The following is a 17,366-nucleotide window of genomic DNA, read 5'->3' on the forward strand; positions in this document are numbered from 1 at the left end:
GGGAGCATGGCTTATAGCAATGGGGGATCGAATTCATGACAGAAATAGTGAAAGTCGTTACACTAGGGGCCTCGACTGGGGATAGGCCGATTCAAGTCAGAAACCCGATGTTTAATTATGAAGAGGGCTCGCCGCTCTTTCGGAGTACCGTCCGGTATTCGACCTACATAAAATATGATGAGGAAGAGGCCGAGGAACGGCGTGCCGGCACGTTGATAAAGATTCAGCGTTCTTCCGCTAAAGATAACAGAAACAAGCATAGCAGGCAGGGTGTTGATGATCATGCGGCGGTCGGCAGTTTAGCCGGTATGAGGGGTCTGGTCAAAGTCCGCATTACACCAGCTTGCGAGTATGATCAGTCAGGGGAGGCAATCCTATGAATCTGCCCAATCGCATCACGTTAGCCCGTATATTTATGATTCCGCTGATGCTTGTATTTTTGCTCTTGGATTTGGAATGGTGGTCATATGGGCTGACGCTGGGAAATTATTCGCTTCCCGTAAATCAGTTGCTCGGCGCTGTTTTGTTTATTGTGGCGGCAAGTACGGACGGGATTGACGGGTACATCGCCCGCAAACATAATCTCGTTACGAATCTGGGCAAACTGCTCGATCCTTTGGCGGATAAGCTGTTAGTTGCTGCCGTTCTCATTGCGCTTGTCGCAATGGGGAAATGCGACGCCTGGATTGCGGTCATTATCATCAGCCGTGAGTTTGCCGTGACCGGCTTGCGCGAAGTGGCGCTGCTGGAAGGCTCGGTGATCGCCGCCAGCAAATGGGGTAAGGCAAAAACCATTACGCAAATTATCGCGATCTCAGCGCTTTTGCTGAACAATTTCCCGTTCGAATGGATACACTTCCCTTTTGATCAAATCGCAATTTGGCTGGCTGCTCTTATTACGATTTACTCGGGAATTGATTATTTCGTAAAAAATAAAAACGTGCTTAATTTTTCAAAAATGTAATACGAACGCTATCCTCCGGAAGGAGACATGACCAGTGAAGGCAGAAATCATCGCAGTCGGTACCGAGCTGCTGCTCGGCCAAATCGTAAACACAAACGCACAATATTTGTCTCAGGAACTAGCTTCCATTGGGATTGACGTCTATTTTCAAACCGTGGTTGGCGATAATGTAGAACGCTTATCACAGGCCATCAAAATCGGCTCCGGGCGGGCTGATCTTCTCATATTCACCGGCGGACTAGGTCCGACTCAGGATGATCTGACCAAAGACGCCGTGGCTGCAGTGCTTGGAAGATCGCTTCATATCGACCGGATGGCTATGGACAATATCGACCGGTTTTTCCAGGGACGCGGCGTTCCGATGACGGAAAACAACCGCCGGCAGGCTCTTGCTATTGACGGTGGGACTCCTTTGCCTAACGAGACCGGACTTGCGGTTGGCAATGCCGTCGCCGAGAACGGAAAGTTTTATATTTTGCTACCGGGACCGCCTTCCGAGCTGAAGCCGATGTTTGAACAGCAGGCCAAGCCCTGGATTTTGCAGCATGTTTTGACGCAGGAGGAGCCGCTTTATTCCAAAATGCTTAAGTTCGCCGGCATCGGGGAGTCCGGGCTTGAGACCCGTCTGCTTGACCTTGTAGAAAATCAATCCGATCCGACGCTTGCCCCTTACGCTAAGGAAAGCGAAGTAACGATCCGGATCTCGACCAAGGCAAAGACACAAAGCGAGGCTATGGAGAAGCTGGATAAGCTGAAAGATGAAATCGCTTCGCGCCTGTCGGATCACCTCTATGCCGAAGAGGATGTCCCGATCGAAAAAACGATCGTCGACATGATGACAGAGCGGGGACTTACCGTCAGCGCGGCGGAGAGCTGCACAGGGGGCTTGCTGATGCAGTCGATTACAAGCATACCCGGCAGTGCAACCGTGTTTCTCGGCGGAATCGTCTGCTATTCCAATGCGATGAAGGAGAAGCTGCTGAACGTGCCTCATGATTTGCTGGAGGGCGAGGATGCCCCGGGTGCGGTCAGTGCGGAAACGGCCAAGGTGCTGGCCGAACAGGTGCGCATGATTGTAGATACGGATTTCGGCTTGTCGATTACCGGGGTGGCCGGTCCAGGCTATTCCGAGCGCAAGCCGGTCGGCCTTGTATACATCGGCATCTCCCGCCGCGGTGGCGACACTGCCGTGTTCGAATTGAATTTGAAAGGGAACCGGGATACGATCCGCATTCGTTCTGCGAAAACGGTGTTGTATCACCTCTGGAAGCAGCTTAAAACGGAAGCCGCCGAAGCCTAGAGGCGTGCCCTTGCCAGTTCTGCGGCAGCGGAGTATAATTGAACACAGCGGAAGAACCGCAGCAAACTGAATTGTTTTGCTGTGGTTCTTTTTTTTGTTGTTAGACGGAATTAAGTGGGAAAGGAGGATTTTTCAGGCTCAAAAAAATTACGAATGTATGTTCGAAAAAATGCTTGGCAAACGTTCCAAAACAAGGTACAATTATAAATGTAGTAATCATGTATCCAATCATATTTAAGGATGTGAGCTGATTGTCAGATCGTAAAGCTGCGCTGGAAATGGCGCTTCGTCAAATAGAAAAACAATTCGGTAAAGGTTCGATCATGAAGCTGGGAGAATCCACGCATATGCAAGTGGAGATCGTTCCCAGCGGATCGTTGGCACTAGATATCGCACTCGGTACCGGGGGACTTCCCCGCGGCCGGATCATTGAAGTATACGGACCGGAATCTTCCGGTAAAACAACGGTAGCGCTGCATGCCATCGCTGAAGTTCAGAAGATCGGTGGACAAGCCGCATTTATTGATGCGGAGCATGCGCTGGATCCTTCCTATGCAAGCAAGCTGGGCGTAAACATCGACGAACTGTTGCTGTCTCAGCCGGACACCGGCGAACAGGCTCTGGAAATCGCCGAAGCCCTCGTACGCAGTGGCGCGGTGGATGTCATCGTTATCGACTCCGTAGCAGCTTTGGTTCCAAAAGCGGAAATCGAAGGCGAGATGGGGGATTCCCACGTCGGTCTCCAAGCCCGTCTCATGTCCCAGGCTCTGCGTAAATTGTCTGGTGCCATCAGTAAATCCAAGACGATTGCCATCTTTATTAACCAATTGCGTGAGAAAGTCGGCGTTATGTTCGGTAATCCCGAGACTACTCCAGGCGGTCGTGCCTTGAAGTTCTATTCTACGGTTCGTCTTGACGTCCGTCGTGTAGAAACGATCAAGATGGGGAATGATATGGTAGGTAACCGGACCCGGATTAAGGTCGTCAAGAATAAGGTTGCGCCTCCATTTAAACAGGCGGAAATCGATATTATGTATGGTGAGGGTATCTCCAGAGAAGGCAGTATTATCGATATTGGCGCTGAGAAAGATATCGTGGATAAGAGCGGTGCCTGGTATTCCTATGCAGGGGAACGTCTGGGACAAGGACGCGAGAATGCGAAGCAGTATCTTAAAGAGCACAAGGAAATTGCGAATGCGATTGAACAGAAGATTCGTGAAGCCAGCAACTTGACGACTTCGGTACCTGCTGCTTCAGCTAGCGAACTTGAAGCTGAGTCACAAGAAGAACAGGCGCTTTTCGAAGAAGAATAAACCGATGCTGACGAAGCGCTCTGTGGCCCGGGGGATCCCGGAACAGAGCGCTTTTTTGATATAATCGAGATTATATGAAATGACAAAGGAGCGGAAGAAGGGTGGATCAACGATATGGAAGCCGCGGTAGTCGGCCGAAAGGACAACAGGGGCGGAAGGATGAACCGGGCGAGATCGTGGACATTTCGGACGAAAGTTTTTGGGAGATGACCCGCGGCACTGCCGGGGGTAATTCTTCGAACGAACTGGCGGAGGAAGGGGGCGGCGACGGGATTGACGCTTTTCCCGAGGACATCGAACTGGCCATTACCTCCGTATCGTTGCTGAAGCGTCCGAAGTTCCGGTATCGTATTTCGTTCGGGTCTTACTCATTGGAAGTTCACGAAGACGTCATGATCAAGTACAGAATGATCAAGGGCGCTGTATTTACCAAGAGCGAGTTGGAAGAGATTGTTTTTGCCGATGAACGGCAGCAGGCCTATGCCGATGCCTTGCACTATTTAAGCCGCAAGCCTCGCACAGCCTACGAGATTACTATGCGTCTCGGTGAAAAAGGATGGGGCGAGGAGACGGCGGCCGAGGTTGTTCGCAGGTTGACGGAAGATGGTCTGGTCAATGACGCCGCATACGCTCAGGAATGGGCCGGCCAGCGCGTTCGGGGCCGGGGGAAGGGTAAGTTATGGGTGCGTCATGAACTCCGCCAGAAAGGGGTTCCAAAGCCGTTAATCGAGGAGGCCCTTCAAACCGTCAGCGAAGATGATGAATTTGAAAGCGCCATGGAGCTGGCAGCCAAGAAGTGGCGTACTTCGACAGGAGAACCGGCTGACCGGAAACGCAAAACAGGGTCTTTTTTAATGCGGAGAGGATACTCCGGATCCCTGGTTTCCAGAGTCATTCGCGAGTTGGGGCGGGAAGACGGATTCAGCGATGAAGAAGAGTGGGAGAATGATTAGTTTGGCAAAACGGACATTGCTTGTCATTTGCTTGACAATTTCTTTCATCAAATAATAAAATGAACATGAATCTATTTTTACTTGGGCCCTTTTTTTCCTTCCAAAATTATGGGCTCTGTGAGGATTCTCTATTTTGTAAATCATGAAGGCCAAATTTTCCGTTTGTGGCTGGAGGAAACTTTGCATCACTCACACATGGAAAGCCTTGCCTTAAACGGCCTGTAATGAATTCTTTGTATGATGATGAATGAGAAAATTTACAACTGCAAACATCCCAAGGAATGCCTTGGAGGAAACAACGGGGAGGTGAACAGATGAGTACAGGAATCTGGATCGTTCTCGTTGCAGCCGCTTTATTCTTTGGGTTCGGAATCGGATATTTTATTCGCAAATCTCTTGCAGAAGCTAAAATTTCCAGTGCGGAACAAGCTGCAAGTCAAATCTTGGAAAACGCGAAGAAAGACGCAGAAGCACTGAAGAAAGAAACGGTTCTTGAAGCGAAGGACGAAGTCCATAAGCTAAGAGCCGAAGCTGATAAAGACATTCGTGAACGTCGGAATGAAATTCAACGACAAGAAAGACGATTGTTGCAAAAGGAAGAGTCGCTGGATAAAAAATTGGAATCGCTGGAACGTAAAGAAGAGCAAGTGGCGGGCAAAGAGAAACGGATTGAAGAAACTCAGCAGCAAATTGATCTGATTTACAAGAGTCAGGTTCAAGAGCTTGAACGTATTTCGAATTTGAGCATGGAGGATGCCCGTACCATCATTTTAAACAATGTGGAGCAGGAAGTTCGCCATGAAACGGCTCAAATGATTAAGGACATCGAACAGCAGGCGAAGGAAGAAGCGGACAAGAAATCCCGCGAAATCATCACGCTCGCCATCCAACGCTGCGCGGCGGATCATGTCGCGGAAACTACGGTTTCCGTAGTATCGCTGCCTAACGAAGAGATGAAGGGTCGGATTATCGGTCGGGAAGGCCGCAATATTCGTGCTCTGGAGACGCTTACCGGTATCGATTTGATTATCGACGATACGCCGGAAGCGGTTATCTTGTCGGGCTTTGATCCAATTCGCCGTGAGATTGCCCGTACCGCACTCGAGAAATTGGTGGCGGACGGACGTATTCACCCGGCACGGATTGAAGAAATGGTTGATAAATCCCGCCGTGAAGTTGATGAACGGATCCGCGAGTATGGCGAACAAGCCACCTTCGAGGTCGGCGTTCATGCGCTGCATCCGGATTTAATCAAAATTTTGGGACGTCTCAAATTCCGGACAAGCTACGGACAAAATGTGCTTAAGCACTCCATGGAAGTAGCTTACCTGGCTGGACTTATGGCCGGTGAACTGGGCGAGGACATTACGCTCGCCAAACGGGCCGGACTGCTGCACGATATCGGTAAAGCGCTTGATCATGAAGTGGAAGGATCTCATGTCGAAATCGGCGTGGAACTGGCTAAGAAATACAAGGAACATCCGGTCGTTATCAACAGTATCGCTTCGCACCATGGGGATTGCGAGGCAACTTCGGTCATTGCGATGCTGGTTGGCGCAGCTGACGCTTTGTCGGCGGCTAGACCCGGAGCGCGTCGTGAAACACTGGAGACGTATATCCGGCGGCTGGAGAAGCTCGAGGAGATTTCCGAATCGTTCGAGGGCGTGGAGAAATCCTTCGCTATTCAAGCGGGCCGCGAGGTGCGCGTGATGGTGCAGCCTGAGAAGATCGACGATGCGGAAGCGTTCCGATTGGCGAGAGATATTACGAAGACGATTGAGAGTGAGCTCGATTATCCGGGCCACATCAAAGTTACCGTCATTCGCGAGACTCGGGCGGTTGAATACGCTAAGTAAAGGTTATGCTGAAAAGTGGCCCCTCAGTGGGCCGCTTTTTCATTCTGTCAGAAGCCGACATTGAGGAGGAACCGACATTAAAGTTCTGTTTATTGGAGATATTGTAGGAAATACGGGGCGTAAAGCATTAAAGGAAACGCTGCCGCGCTTGAAATCAAAATACAATCCGCACATCATTATCGCCAACGGAGAAAATGCGGCGTCCGGGCGGGGGATTACTCCCAAAATCGCTAGGGAATTTTTTGAGCTTGGCATTCACGGGCTTACGATGGGCAACCATACGTGGGATAACAAGGAGATTTTCGACTTTATCGATGACGAGCCTCGCTTGGTTCGGCCTGCGAATTATCCGCCAGGCACGCCTGGGCTTGGCTCTACCATAATCAAGGCTAACGGAAAGGAACTGGCTCTCGTCAATTTGATGGGGCGCACGTTTTTGCCGGCGATCGATGACCCGTTTCGGATGGCGGACGATATCGTCGATGAACTGTCCAAGAAACACAAATGCATCTTGGTCGATTTCCATGCGGAGGCAACTTCGGAGAAAATCGCTATGGGTTGGCACCTTGACGGCCGGGTTTCTTTGGTCGTCGGAACGCACACCCATGTCCAAAGTAACGATGATACCGTGTTGCCGCAAGGCACGGCCTATTTGACGGACGCCGGCATGGTTGGCTCACGTGAAGGCATACTCGGCATGGAGCGCTCCGCCGTGCTGCGCAAATTTACGACCCAGTTGCCGGTGCGTTTTCAGGTTGATGAAGGCAAATGGCATTTTCACGGCTGTGTAGTCGACATTGACGAAGCTACGGGCCATGCCAAGAAAATTGAGAAGATCCGTCTGCTCGAAGACGAATGGATTATGGATTAAGCTTTAGGGAAGGTGCCTCCGAATAAAAAGAAGGAATTTTTTGAAGTCTCACGAATATCTTCTAAGTAGTGGGATCAATCAAACCTATTCCCAGGAGGTACTAACCATGGAAGTATTAAAAGTTTCAGCAAAATCCAATCCTAACTCCGTTGCCGGTGCGCTTGCAGGAGTACTAAGAGAACGCGGCGCTGCTGAACTTCAGGCCATTGGGGCGGGTGCACTCAACCAAGCTATCAAAGCTGTAGCGATTGCCCGGGGATTTGTGGCGCCAAGCGGTGTCGATTTGATTTGTATTCCGGCTTTTACGGACATCGTAATCGATGGCGAAGATCGCACTGCTATTAAATTGATCGTAGAACCTAGATAAAATAATTGCATTTTTTTGCGGGAGAGGCCTGTTTACGATAGAGTAGACAGGTTTTTTTGCATTCTTTTCACCGAATCGGGTAATAAAGTTAAGAGAGCGGAGGGATCGGCTTGGCGTATAAGGTCGTAGATTTTCATTGCGATGCGCTCAGTAAAATGCAGCTGGATTCGGAGTTAGAGTTTACGGGTGACACTCGCCTGGATGTCAACCTGGAGCGGATGGAGCAGGGCGGGGTGGGCCTTCAATGCTTTGCGATATATCTGTCGGAGCGGCTCGGTAAGCCCGGTTTCGGGCATATTCTGGACCAGATAGATTTGTTTAAGCAAAAAGTGCTGCAATCCGGTGTGGCGGCTATTACCTCGGTTGAAGAGCTGGTAGAAGCTGAGGCGGCCGGGCAGCCCGCGGGACTGCTCTCGATAGAAGGTGCGGACGGACTGGAAGGGAATTTTCACTATTTGCAGGTTTGCTATGAGCGGGGTGTCCGCTGTCTGGGATTGACCTGGAATTATGCCAATTGGGCTGCGGATGGCATTCTTGAACCGCGGGGAGGAGGGTTTACCACCCGGGGGCTCGAACTTGTCAAGGCTTGTCATAAGCTAGGCATGATACTCGATGTATCTCATTTATCGATTAAAGGCTTCTGGGAACTGGCTGAGCGGGCGGAGCAAAAAGGAATCCCGTTCATCGCATCCCATTCCAACGCGTACCGTATATGCTCTCATGCAAGAAACTTAAGGGATGATCAAATTCGAGCCATCGTTTCTCTAGGAGGCAGAATAGGGATCACCTTTGTTCCATGGTTCGTTAAAAAATCCTCTGTGGTGGAAGCGAACGATCTCCTTCCTCATATCGAGCATATTTGCTCTTTAGGCGGAGAGAAGGCGATCATGTTCGGCTCGGATTTCGACGGAATCGAAAGTCATATCAAGGATTTGCGTCATTCGGGTCATTATTTGGAATGGGCGAATCTGCTGCTTCGCCACTATCCGGAGGAGCTTGTTAGAGGCTGGTTGTCCGGTAATGCACTGTCTTTTTTGAAGGCGTGGTTACCACAAAAAAAGTAAGCGCTTTAATTGATCCAATTAAGAGATTGGTTTCATCGAAAACTACTATATGAAAAAGGGTAGAAAACGCTTGCTTTTTATATGTTTGCGACATAAAATTGACATGACTCTGAAACAGAATGTTCACAAATGTCGGGGGTAATTATGCTATTCCTCACAGGTTTACATTCTGTCAGCACTAATATCAACTAAATTATAGTGCGATACCATAAAGGGGTGGGCGATCTTGATTAGTCAATTGTCTTGGAAGATCGGTGGACAGCAAGGTGAAGGTGTTGAAAGTACTGACCGGATTTTTTCAACGGCCTTGAACCGACTGGGTTACTATTTATACGGCTATCGGCATTTTTCTTCACGTATTAAAGGCGGTCATACGAACAACAAAATCCGGATCAGTACCAAGCCGATTCGCGCGATTTCCGACGACTTGGACATTTTAGTCGCTTTCGACCAGGAGAGTATCGATTTTAATGCACATGAGCTTCGTAGCGGCGGAGTTATCGTGGCGGACGCTAAATTCGGACCGGTCGTTCCGGAAGGCGTGGATGCCAAGTTGTTCGCCGTTCCGATTACGAGCATTGCGGAGGAACTGGGCACTTCGTTGATGAAGAATATGGTCGCTTCCGGCGCATCCTGGGCGCTTCTGGGATTGCCGCTCGAAGTATTCAATAAAGCAGTGGAAGAAGAATTCGGACGTAAAGGTCCGGCGATCGTGGAAAAGAACATTGAAGCGGTCAAACGGGGCGCGGAATTTGTCCTGGAACTTGCAGGGGGACCGCTTGAAGGCTTTAAGCTGGAACCGGCCGACGGCAAGCAAAAGCTGTTCATGATCGGTAACGATGCGATCGGACTGGGCTCCTTGGCAGCCGGTTGCCGGATTATGAGTGCATATCCGATTACTCCGGCTTCGGAAATTATGGAATATCTGATCAAAAAGCTGCCGAAGTTCGGCGGAACCGTGGTTCAAACGGAAGATGAAATTGCTGCAATTACGATGGCGATCGGAGCCAGTTATGCAGGGGTACGGACGATGACCGCTTCGGCGGGGCCGGGCCTGTCGCTCATGATGGAAGCGATCGGACTTGCCGGTATGACCGAAATCCCTGTCGTTATTGTCGACACTCAGCGCGGCGGTCCTAGTACGGGCCTTCCGACCAAACAAGAGCAGAGCGATATTAGCGCCCTGATCTACGGAACGCACGGGGAAATCCCTAAGATCGTTCTTGCACCAAGCTCGATCGAAGAATGTTTCTACGATACGATTCAGGCCTTCAATCTGGCCGAGAAGTATCAGGTGCCAGTTATCCTGGCGACGGATCTTCAATTGTCGCTCGGCAAACAGTCCTGTGAAGCGTTGGATTTCGAAAAAATCCAAATCGACCGGGGCTATATGGTCAAGGATATTCCGGACCGCGAAGATTCGAGCATGTTCAACCGTTACGCATTTACCGAAAATGGCATCTCGCCGCGGGTCCTTCCCGGAGAGAAAAACGGCATTCATCATGTGACCGGCGTGGAGCACGATGAAGCGGGCCGTCCTTCGGAAAGCCCGGTGAACCGTAAGAAGATGATGGATAAACGTTTCCGTAAACTGGCTAAGCTCGATGTAGAGAATCCGATTCACCTGCACGCGCCTCACGCAGAACCGGACCTTCTGATCGTAGGCATGGGCTCTACCGGCGGAACGATCGACCAGGCTCGCCTGCGTTTGAACGGAGAAGGCATCACTTCAAACCATATGACGGTTCGCTTGTTGCATCCTTTCCCGGTTGAAGAAGTACGGGAGCAAATGGAGAAAGCAAAGAAAATCGTCGTTCTTGAAAATAACGCAACCGGCCAATTGGCTAATTTGATCAAAATGAATGTCGGACATCACGATAAAATCGTGAACGTTCTGAAATATGACGGGAATCCGTTCCTGCCTGCGGAAATATTCGAAAGATGCAAAAATGCAGCCGGCAATTTGACTCAGGAGGAGTTGGTGAAGAATGGCAACCTTTAAAGAGTTCCGTAATAACATCAAACCAAACTGGTGTCCGGGATGCGGCGATTTCTCCATCCAAGCGGCGATTCAACGCGCTGCCGCCGCAGTAGGGCTTGAGCCGGAAAACCTGGCTGTCATTTCAGGGATCGGCTGTTCCGGCCGGATTTCCGGTTACATTAACGCATACGGTCTGCACGGGATTCACGGACGTGCGCTTCCGATCGCCCAAGGCGTCAAACTGGCGAACCGTGATTTGACGGTTATCGCTTCCGGTGGCGACGGAGACGGCTTCGCTATTGGTATGGGACATACGGTACATGCGATCCGCCGGAATATCAACATCACTTACATTGTCATGGACAATCAGATTTATGGACTGACGAAAGGCCAAACTTCGCCTCGTAGCGGAGAGGGCTTCAAAACGAAGAGTACGCCGGAAGGATCTGTGGAATCCACGCTTTCTCCGCTGGAAATCGCGCTGGCTTCAGGAGCGACCTTTGTTGCCCAATCGTTCTCCAGCGATCTGAAGCAGTTGACTTCCTTGATCGAGCAGGGGATTCAGCATGAAGGCTTCTCGCTCATCAACGTATTCAGTCCTTGCGTGACTTTTAATAAAGTCAACACTTACGACTGGTTCAAGGAAAATATCATCAATCTGGACACGGTGCCGGATTATGATCCAAGCAACCGGGCGATGGCAATGTCGAAGCTGATGGAAACGGGCAGCATGATTACCGGTCTTATTTATCAGAACAAGGAAAAGAAGAGTTACGAAAATATGGTGCATGGTTTCAAAGAGGAACCACTTGCCCAACAATCGCTTGCTTTGGAAAAAGCGGAGTTTGACAAACTTGTTGCAGAATTCGTTTAAGACCCAAAAAAGGTGTCCGCCATACGCGGACACCTTTTCCTTTTTGTTTGAAATAGGTGTATAATGGGTAACGATGTGAATCGTCATCGATATAGAGAATATACGAGGAGTGTTTCAAACATGAGCAAAACTGTACCTGTCGGCGTATCGGCACGTCATATTCACCTGACACAAGAACACATCGAGGCGTTGTTCGGTCAAGGTTATCAATTGACAGAATTCAAGCCATTGTCCCAACCTGGACAATTTGCAGCAAACGAAACCGTTGCTGTAATCGGATCTAAGGGACAATTCGACAAAGTCCGCATTCTCGGACCTGCACGTCCTGCTTCCCAGCTGGAAATTTCCCGTACCGATTCCTTCGCCATCGGCGTGAAGGCTCCGGTTCGCGAATCCGGCAACATTGAAGGTACTCCGGGAATCAAGGTTAAAGGCCCGGCTGGCGAAATCGAATTGGAGCAAGGCGTTATCGTAGCTGCGCGCCATATCCATTTCCACACTTCCGATGCCGAAAAATGGGGCATTGCGGACAAGCAATTGCTTAAGGTTCGCCTGGGTGGCGAACGCGGCCTGGTGCTTGAAAATGTAATCGCGCGCGTTTCGGATTCCTTTGCGCTGGACATGCATATCGATACAGACGAAGCGAACGCAGCAGGCGCCAACAATGGTGACACGGCTGAAATCGTTGACTAATTAATAGTTGCAAAAGGACCCCGCCGAATGACGGGGTCCTTTTTGTTATCTAGTTTCCGCTCTCTATGGAGACGGCGTGCGCAATGCACGGGATACTTTCGCCTTGCTGAAAGGACAGAGGGGAGAGCAAGGCTCCGGTGGCTACAACAAGGATCCGCTTCAACTCGCCTTTTTTCACTTTTTTCAGGAGATGACCGTAGGTGACTACCGCTGAGCAAGCACAGCCGCTGGCTCCGGCTTGAACATTTTGATTCTCGTAGTCATAGATCATCATGCCGCAATCTTGATAATTGGTTTCACGGATGGGAACGCCGTGTCTTTCCAGCAGCTCGTTGGCGATTTCGAAGCCAACCTTTGATAAATCGCCGGTCACGATCAGATCGTAATGGGAGGGCTTGATCTGTAAATCCCGCATGTGGGCCTCAATCGTGTCAACAGCGGCAGGCGCCATAGCTGCCCCCATGTTGAACGGGTCGGTGATCCCCATATCGACGACCCGTCCGATCGTGGCCGAGGTCACTACGGGACCGTCTCCTTCGAGCGAAAGCACGGCCGAACCCGAACCGGTAACGGTGAATTGGGCAGTCGGCGGCTTTTGCGAACCGTATTCCGTAGGATATCGGAATTGTTTCTCGACGCTGGCATTGTGACTGCAGGTTCCGGCCAAGGCGTAATTGGCGCCGCCTGAATTGACGATATACGAAGCCAGCGCCAAGCTTTCCATGGAAGTCGAGCATGCGCCGAACAGACCGAGGTAGGGGATGCTCAGCGTTCTGGCCGCAAAGCTGCTGCTGATGATCTGATTCATCAGGTCACCACCAAAGAAGAATTGCACCTGTTCTTTGGTCAGGCCCGCATGTTCGATGGCTAGTGAAGCGGATTCTTCGAACAGAACTTTTTCCGCCTTCTCCCAGCTGTCTTGCCCGAGGTAAAGGTCGGCGTGAATGATATCAAAATCATTGGCCAGCGGGCCTTGTCCCTCAAATGGACCAACTACGGTCGCGGTGCTGATAATTTTAGGCTTATTCTCAAAAATCCAGCTCTGATGTCCCTTTAGCATGGGTTAATGGCCTCCTCCCGCAAAGTCCGGCACGAATATGGCATAAATAAGGCCGATGATAAAAGCCGCCACCGTACCGAAAACGATTACCGATCCGGCTAACTGAAACATTCCCGCACCGACTCCAAGAACAAGACCTTCACTCTTATGCTCAATGGCGGAAGAGGCCATGGAATTGGCAAACCCGGTGACCGGTACCGCGGTTCCGGCTCCGGCCCATTGCGCGATCTTATCGTAAACTCCCAAGCTGGTCAGGATGACCGACAGAATGACAAGCACCGCGACCGTCGGGTTGCCGGCCTCCTTATCGCTAAATCCACCGTAATGAATAAAAGCTTGGCGAATGCATTCCCCGATCAGGCAAATAAGCCCCCCAACCAGGAAAGCGCGAAGACAATTGACAAAAGCGGGGCGCTTCGGTTCGATGTCAGCCGATAAACGCTGGTACTGTTGCTGAGTCGGAGTTGATTTTTTGTTCTTCTGCTTGGACATTCGGGCGATCCTCCTTTTATCACTTTATCTGGACAAGACGGGCTTAACTTCATCTATAATCTTCAGCAGTCTTTCGGAGCAAGCTCCGTACATTTGTTTTGCGGACGTTTCTTTTGTAGAGAGGGCAAACATTTCAAGATCGGCTTCGCATTTTTTAAGCTGAGCAAGGAGTGTTGCTTTTTCCTGTGGAGCGGGAACTTGAATTTTATCATCGTAAAGATCTACATAAAATTGACCGTATCCGTCAACTTGGCCTAAATTCACGTTATCCAGGGAAACGCCCAGCTTCTCCAGCTCGGTGTGGAGCCATTGCCGGTTCAACCCGTTCGTGGCCAGCGGCTCATCCATAATTTTTCCGTCGATAATGACGGTCTGCGGTTCCGGCTCAGGGGATACTTTAATCCCAAGATGGGAGGGGGTGAGCGGCTGGTATTCTTTTTTGAGCAGGGCATTGATTTCACCATCTGGTTCGATCAAGGCAAATTCAACCTGGGCAGTCTGGAAAATGCTCTTTTTTCGCAGCTGCTCGAGCAGTTCGTCGTTCGTCAATTTTTCCTTCTTCAAGTTTTCTTCCAGAATCTTGCCGTCTTTAATCAGAATGGTTGACTTACTGTCGATCCAATCCCGGGCTAATTTGCTCTTGATCTGAAGATACTCGATGCCGAGTGAAACGAGAAACCAGACCCCCATCGAGATGATCCCCAAATACCAGTGAGTATCGACGTCCACGGACAGGTAAGCCGTGATGCTCCCGATCGTAATCCCGGTAATGTATTCAAAGAAGGACAACTGGGAGATCTGCCTTTTGCCCAGCATGCGTGTCAAAATAAAGAGGATCACTGCGGAACACAGTGTTCGCACAATGACTTCCAACCATATCGGCATAACTCTGCTCCTTTCAAACCCGTAAGTGAATTATTCCAATTATGCGCAGCCAGCGGTATTTTCACTAAAGCAAAATCTGGCATCCTTGTACTCGAATAACGAAGAAGAACCGGGGTTACATTATGGTTCGTGCAATATGCAGATTTGGAACAAGGTGGTGAAAAATATGACAGTGGCAGCTCAAGTGAAAACAACGCTGGCCTCGCTGAAAAGCGCTCAGGCCAACCTGGAGCAATTCGCACTCAATACGCAGAATCAAGATGCTAAGAACCTGTTTACGAGTGCGGCGGAACAAACCCAGCAAATCGTCACCCAAGTGGAAAACAGAGTTCAACAGCTGGAAAACGAAGAACCACAATACAAAGGATTTTAATTTAAAGACCTGCTTCAAAATAATTCGGCCCGTTCCCAGGAACGGGCCTATTTGCTGCGCCTATATTCCGGTATTCGATCACGCTTGATAATCTGGATATCACCTGTGAATCATGATATAATTTGGTGTAATGCATTTTTTGGCTTTGGATTGAATTTCTAACACACTGAAATAGATAGATTGGCAAAAGGAGTGAGCCGGCATCATGGCTAAGGAGAGTAAGGATTACTCCAAGTATTTTGACTTCTCGGACGCGAAGGTCATTTCGGAGGACGAGCGGGGGAAGAAGATCAGAATCCGCGGACGGGAGATCCAGATTCTTTCGGAACCGAATCACCGCATAGAGAAGCAACGCGGCAAGGAAGATATTCAGGTGCTGTATGAAACGGCGGTTCCGGACGAGATGAAAGCGATCGGGAACGGCAGACATTATATTGTGTATACGTTCGGGTGCCAAATGAACGAGCATGATACCGAAACGATCAAGGGTCTCCTTGAACAAATGGGATATCAGCCTACCGAGGACCGGAAGCAAGCGGACATTATTTTGTTGAACACTTGCGCAGTCCGCGAGAACGCCGAGGATAAGGTATTTGGAGAACTCGGTCACTTGAAAGGACTAAAAACGGAAAAACCGGATCTTTTGCTTGGGGTTTGCGGATGCATGTCTCAAGAAGAGGGCGTCGTCAACCGGATTATGCAAAAGCACGGGTTTGTCGATCTCATTTTCGGAACGCATAACATTCATCGTCTTCCATATCTCATTCAAGAAGCATTATTCAGTAAGGAAATGGTTGTCGAGGTTTGGTCCAAGGAAGGCGACATCATCGAGAACCTGCCGAAGAAGCGCGAAGGCATGAGGGGCTGGGTCAACATTATGTACGGCTGCGATAAATTCTGTACATATTGCATCGTTCCGTTTACCCGCGGCAAGGAACGCAGCCGCCGTCCGGAGGATGTCATCGCCGAAGTTAGGGAGCTTGCGCGTCAAGGATTTAAGGAAATTACGCTACTGGGTCAGAACGTAAACGCCTATGGTAAGGATTTTACCGATATTCAATACACGTTTGCGAATCTTATGGATGATATCCGCAAGATCGATATTCCGCGAGTGCGGTTCACAACTTCACATCCACGGGATTTTGACGATCATCTGATCGAGGTGCTCGCCAAAGGCGGCAATCTGGTGGAACATATCCATTTACCGGTGCAATCAGGCAGCAGCGAAGTGCTGAAGAAGATGAGCCGGAAATATACGCGGGAGCATTATCTGGAGCTGGTGGGCAAAATTAAAGCCGCCATTCCGGGCGCGGTGTTGACGACGGATATTATCGTCGGCTTCCCGGGCGAGACGGAGGAGCAATTCCAGGAGACGCTCTCCTTGATGCGTGAGGTTCGGTTTGACTTCGCATACACCTTCTTATATTCACCACGTGAAGGAACGCCAGCCGCAGTAATGGAAGATAATGTGCCGATGGAAGTGAAGAAAGAACGGCTGCAACGGCTTAATGAGGTAGTGAACGAGAACAGCCGCATAAGCAACGACACGATGCAAGGCCGAATTGTGGAAGTGCTCGTGGAGGGCGAGAGCAAGAACAACGCCAGCGTGCTTGCAGGCAGAACGCGCAGCAATAAACTGGTTCACTTCGAAGGCGGTCCCGAATTGATCGGTCAATTCGTCAACGTGGAAATCACGGATCCAATGACCTGGTACATCAAGGGCAACATTGTGCCCGAGCCTGTATCTATGGCCTAAAACATAGAAATAACGAAGATTCATAGAAGTTATAATGTAATGAGGGGGTAAGACCTTGGGAGAACATCATAACCATCAGGATCAAAGTGATTGCGGGGTACCGAAATTCGATTCCCGCGACCTGGTCATCCGCGAAGATATTATGTCGAAAGCGAAAGAATTGGCCGCATTAATCGGAACTAGCGAGGAAGTCCAGCAGTTCCAGAAGGCTGAGCAGCTTATTCAGCGTCATGAGCGGGTTCAAACCTTGATCAGTTCGATCAAGAAGAAACAGAAAGAAATCGTAGCTTTCGAAAGTTTCCAGAACAAGGCTATGGTGGAGAAAATCGAGCGTGAAATTGAGGAGCTGCAGGACGAGCTGGACGGCATTCCGGTTGTCACCGAGTTCCAGCAAAGTCAAAGCGATATCAATTATTTGCTGCAGCTCGTCATTTCGGTCATCCGGGATACGGTCTCCGATAAAGTGAATGTGGAGGCAGGCAGCGAGCCGGCAGCGACTTCCGGCTATGGCGAGTAATTGGTTGAAGTCGGTGCGGGAGTTATCTTCCGCACCTTTTTATTCTT

Annotated in this window: 18 protein-coding genes; 15 read left to right on the forward strand and 3 right to left on the reverse strand. The window is 50.0% G+C overall.

Annotated features, from left to right (window positions below; all coding sequences use genetic code 11):
- The first annotated feature begins 35 nt into the window (after window positions 1-35).
- The 12 genes from KB559_RS09210 (at window position 36) to pduL (ending at window position 12,236) form a co-directional block, all read left to right on the forward strand.
- Window positions 36-380 (forward strand): hypothetical protein, encoded by a 345-nt coding sequence (locus KB559_RS09210; RefSeq protein WP_211021417.1) that lies wholly within the window; start codon window positions 36-38, stop codon window positions 378-380.
- The gene (pgsA, locus tag KB559_RS09215) at window positions 377-964 is read left to right on the forward strand and encodes a CDP-diacylglycerol--glycerol-3-phosphate 3-phosphatidyltransferase (RefSeq protein WP_211021418.1); all 588 of its coding nucleotides are present in this window, start codon (window positions 377-379) and stop codon (window positions 962-964) included. The genes KB559_RS09210 and pgsA overlap by 4 nt, the downstream gene beginning before the upstream one ends.
- A 34-nt stretch (window positions 965-998) precedes the next feature.
- A complete protein-coding gene (locus tag KB559_RS09220) occupies window positions 999-2,264 on the forward strand; it encodes a competence/damage-inducible protein A (protein WP_211021419.1) in 1,266 nt (421 codons plus the stop codon).
- Between the two features lie 251 nt (window positions 2,265-2,515).
- On the forward strand, window positions 2,516-3,577 hold the full coding sequence (gene recA, locus KB559_RS09225) for a recombinase RecA (protein WP_211021420.1): 1,062 nt from the start codon (window positions 2,516-2,518) through the stop codon (window positions 3,575-3,577).
- 101 nt (window positions 3,578-3,678) lie between these two features.
- The gene (locus KB559_RS09230) at window positions 3,679-4,530 is read left to right on the forward strand and encodes a regulatory protein RecX (RefSeq protein ID WP_244861426.1); all 852 of its coding nucleotides are present in this window, start codon (window positions 3,679-3,681) and stop codon (window positions 4,528-4,530) included.
- Window positions 4,531-4,844: 314 nt separating this feature from the next.
- Window positions 4,845-6,386, forward strand: coding sequence for a ribonuclease Y (rny, locus tag KB559_RS09235; RefSeq protein ID WP_211021421.1), 1,542 nt, complete (start codon window positions 4,845-4,847; stop codon window positions 6,384-6,386).
- Between the two features lie 76 nt (window positions 6,387-6,462).
- Window positions 6,463-7,257, forward strand: coding sequence for a TIGR00282 family metallophosphoesterase (locus KB559_RS09240; protein ID WP_211021526.1), 795 nt, complete (start codon window positions 6,463-6,465; stop codon window positions 7,255-7,257).
- A gap of 106 nt (window positions 7,258-7,363) precedes the next feature.
- On the forward strand, window positions 7,364-7,624 hold the full coding sequence (locus tag KB559_RS09245; RefSeq protein ID WP_006286829.1) for a stage V sporulation protein S: 261 nt from the start codon (window positions 7,364-7,366) through the stop codon (window positions 7,622-7,624).
- 110 nt (window positions 7,625-7,734) lie between these two features.
- The gene (locus tag KB559_RS09250; RefSeq protein WP_211021422.1) at window positions 7,735-8,688 is read left to right on the forward strand and encodes a dipeptidase; all 954 of its coding nucleotides are present in this window, start codon (window positions 7,735-7,737) and stop codon (window positions 8,686-8,688) included.
- A 226-nt stretch (window positions 8,689-8,914) separates the two neighbouring features.
- Window positions 8,915-10,690: a 2-oxoacid:acceptor oxidoreductase subunit alpha gene (locus KB559_RS09255; protein ID WP_211021423.1), complete on the forward strand. Its 1,776-nt coding sequence runs from the start codon at window positions 8,915-8,917 to the stop codon at window positions 10,688-10,690.
- Window positions 10,677-11,543 (forward strand): 2-oxoacid:ferredoxin oxidoreductase subunit beta, encoded by an 867-nt coding sequence (locus KB559_RS09260; protein ID WP_211021424.1) that lies wholly within the window; start codon window positions 10,677-10,679, stop codon window positions 11,541-11,543. The genes KB559_RS09255 and KB559_RS09260 overlap by 14 nt, the downstream gene beginning before the upstream one ends.
- A gap of 120 nt (window positions 11,544-11,663) precedes the next feature.
- Complete coding sequence (pduL, locus tag KB559_RS09265) at window positions 11,664-12,236, forward strand: phosphate propanoyltransferase (RefSeq protein WP_211021425.1); 573 nt, start codon at window positions 11,664-11,666, stop codon at window positions 12,234-12,236.
- A 49-nt stretch (window positions 12,237-12,285) separates the two neighbouring features.
- Here pduL and spoVAD read toward each other — a convergent pair whose 3' ends face one another.
- The 3 genes from spoVAD to KB559_RS09280 are packed head-to-tail and all read right to left on the reverse strand — an operon-like array spanning window position 12,286 to window position 14,673.
- On the reverse strand, window positions 12,286-13,296 hold the full coding sequence (gene spoVAD / locus KB559_RS09270; RefSeq protein ID WP_211021426.1) for a stage V sporulation protein AD: 1,011 nt from the start codon (window positions 13,294-13,296) through the stop codon (window positions 12,286-12,288).
- A gap of 3 nt (window positions 13,297-13,299) precedes the next feature.
- The gene (gene spoVAC / locus KB559_RS09275; protein WP_211021427.1) at window positions 13,300-13,788 is read right to left on the reverse strand and encodes a stage V sporulation protein AC; all 489 of its coding nucleotides are present in this window, start codon (window positions 13,786-13,788) and stop codon (window positions 13,300-13,302) included.
- A 24-nt stretch (window positions 13,789-13,812) separates the two neighbouring features.
- Entirely contained in the window at window positions 13,813-14,673 is an 861-nt protein-coding gene (locus tag KB559_RS09280; protein ID WP_211021428.1) for a DUF421 domain-containing protein, read from the reverse strand.
- Between the two features lie 166 nt (window positions 14,674-14,839).
- Between KB559_RS09280 and KB559_RS09285 the strand changes: the two genes are divergently transcribed.
- The 3 genes from KB559_RS09285 (at window position 14,840) to KB559_RS09295 (ending at window position 17,319) form a co-directional block, all read left to right on the forward strand.
- Entirely contained in the window at window positions 14,840-15,046 is a 207-nt protein-coding gene (locus tag KB559_RS09285; protein WP_211021527.1) for a DUF1657 domain-containing protein, read from the forward strand.
- Window positions 15,047-15,251: 205 nt separating this feature from the next.
- Window positions 15,252-16,802 carry a tRNA (N6-isopentenyl adenosine(37)-C2)-methylthiotransferase MiaB gene (miaB, locus tag KB559_RS09290; RefSeq protein WP_211021429.1) on the forward strand — a complete coding sequence of 517 codons (1,551 nt, stop codon included), beginning with the start codon at window positions 15,252-15,254 and terminating at the stop codon, window positions 16,800-16,802.
- A 55-nt stretch (window positions 16,803-16,857) separates the two neighbouring features.
- Complete coding sequence (locus KB559_RS09295) at window positions 16,858-17,319, forward strand: YlbF/YmcA family competence regulator (protein ID WP_211021430.1); 462 nt, start codon at window positions 16,858-16,860, stop codon at window positions 17,317-17,319.
- The last annotated feature ends 47 nt before the right edge of the window (window positions 17,320-17,366 follow it).

It is taken from the genome of Paenibacillus sp. Marseille-P2973 (genome assembly GCF_018101095.1).
GTDB classification, from domain to species: Bacteria; Bacillota; Bacilli; order Paenibacillales; family Paenibacillaceae; genus Fontibacillus; species Fontibacillus vini.

Bases quoted from the DNA above. Each gene is read 5' to 3' on its own strand.
- KB559_RS09210 (WP_211021417.1), top strand. From the start codon at position 36: ATGACAGAAATAGTGAAAGTCGTTACACTAGGGGCCTCGACTGGGGAT.
- pgsA (WP_211021418.1), top strand. From the start codon at position 377: ATGAATCTGCCCAATCGCATCACGTTAGCCCGTATATTTATGATTCCG.
- rny (WP_211021421.1), top strand. From the start codon at position 4,845: ATGAGTACAGGAATCTGGATCGTTCTCGTTGCAGCCGCTTTATTCTTT.
- KB559_RS09245 (WP_006286829.1), top strand. From the start codon at position 7,364: ATGGAAGTATTAAAAGTTTCAGCAAAATCCAATCCTAACTCCGTTGCC.
- KB559_RS09260 (WP_211021424.1), top strand. From the start codon at position 10,677: ATGGCAACCTTTAAAGAGTTCCGTAATAACATCAAACCAAACTGGTGT.
- pduL (WP_211021425.1), top strand. From the start codon at position 11,664: ATGAGCAAAACTGTACCTGTCGGCGTATCGGCACGTCATATTCACCTG.
- spoVAD (WP_211021426.1), bottom strand. From the start codon at position 13,296: ATGCTAAAGGGACATCAGAGCTGGATTTTTGAGAATAAGCCTAAAATT.
- spoVAC (WP_211021427.1), bottom strand. From the start codon at position 13,788: ATGTCCAAGCAGAAGAACAAAAAATCAACTCCGACTCAGCAACAGTAC.
- KB559_RS09280 (WP_211021428.1), bottom strand. From the start codon at position 14,673: ATGCCGATATGGTTGGAAGTCATTGTGCGAACACTGTGTTCCGCAGTG.
- KB559_RS09285 (WP_211021527.1), top strand. From the start codon at position 14,840: ATGACAGTGGCAGCTCAAGTGAAAACAACGCTGGCCTCGCTGAAAAGC.
- miaB (WP_211021429.1), top strand. From the start codon at position 15,252: ATGGCTAAGGAGAGTAAGGATTACTCCAAGTATTTTGACTTCTCGGAC.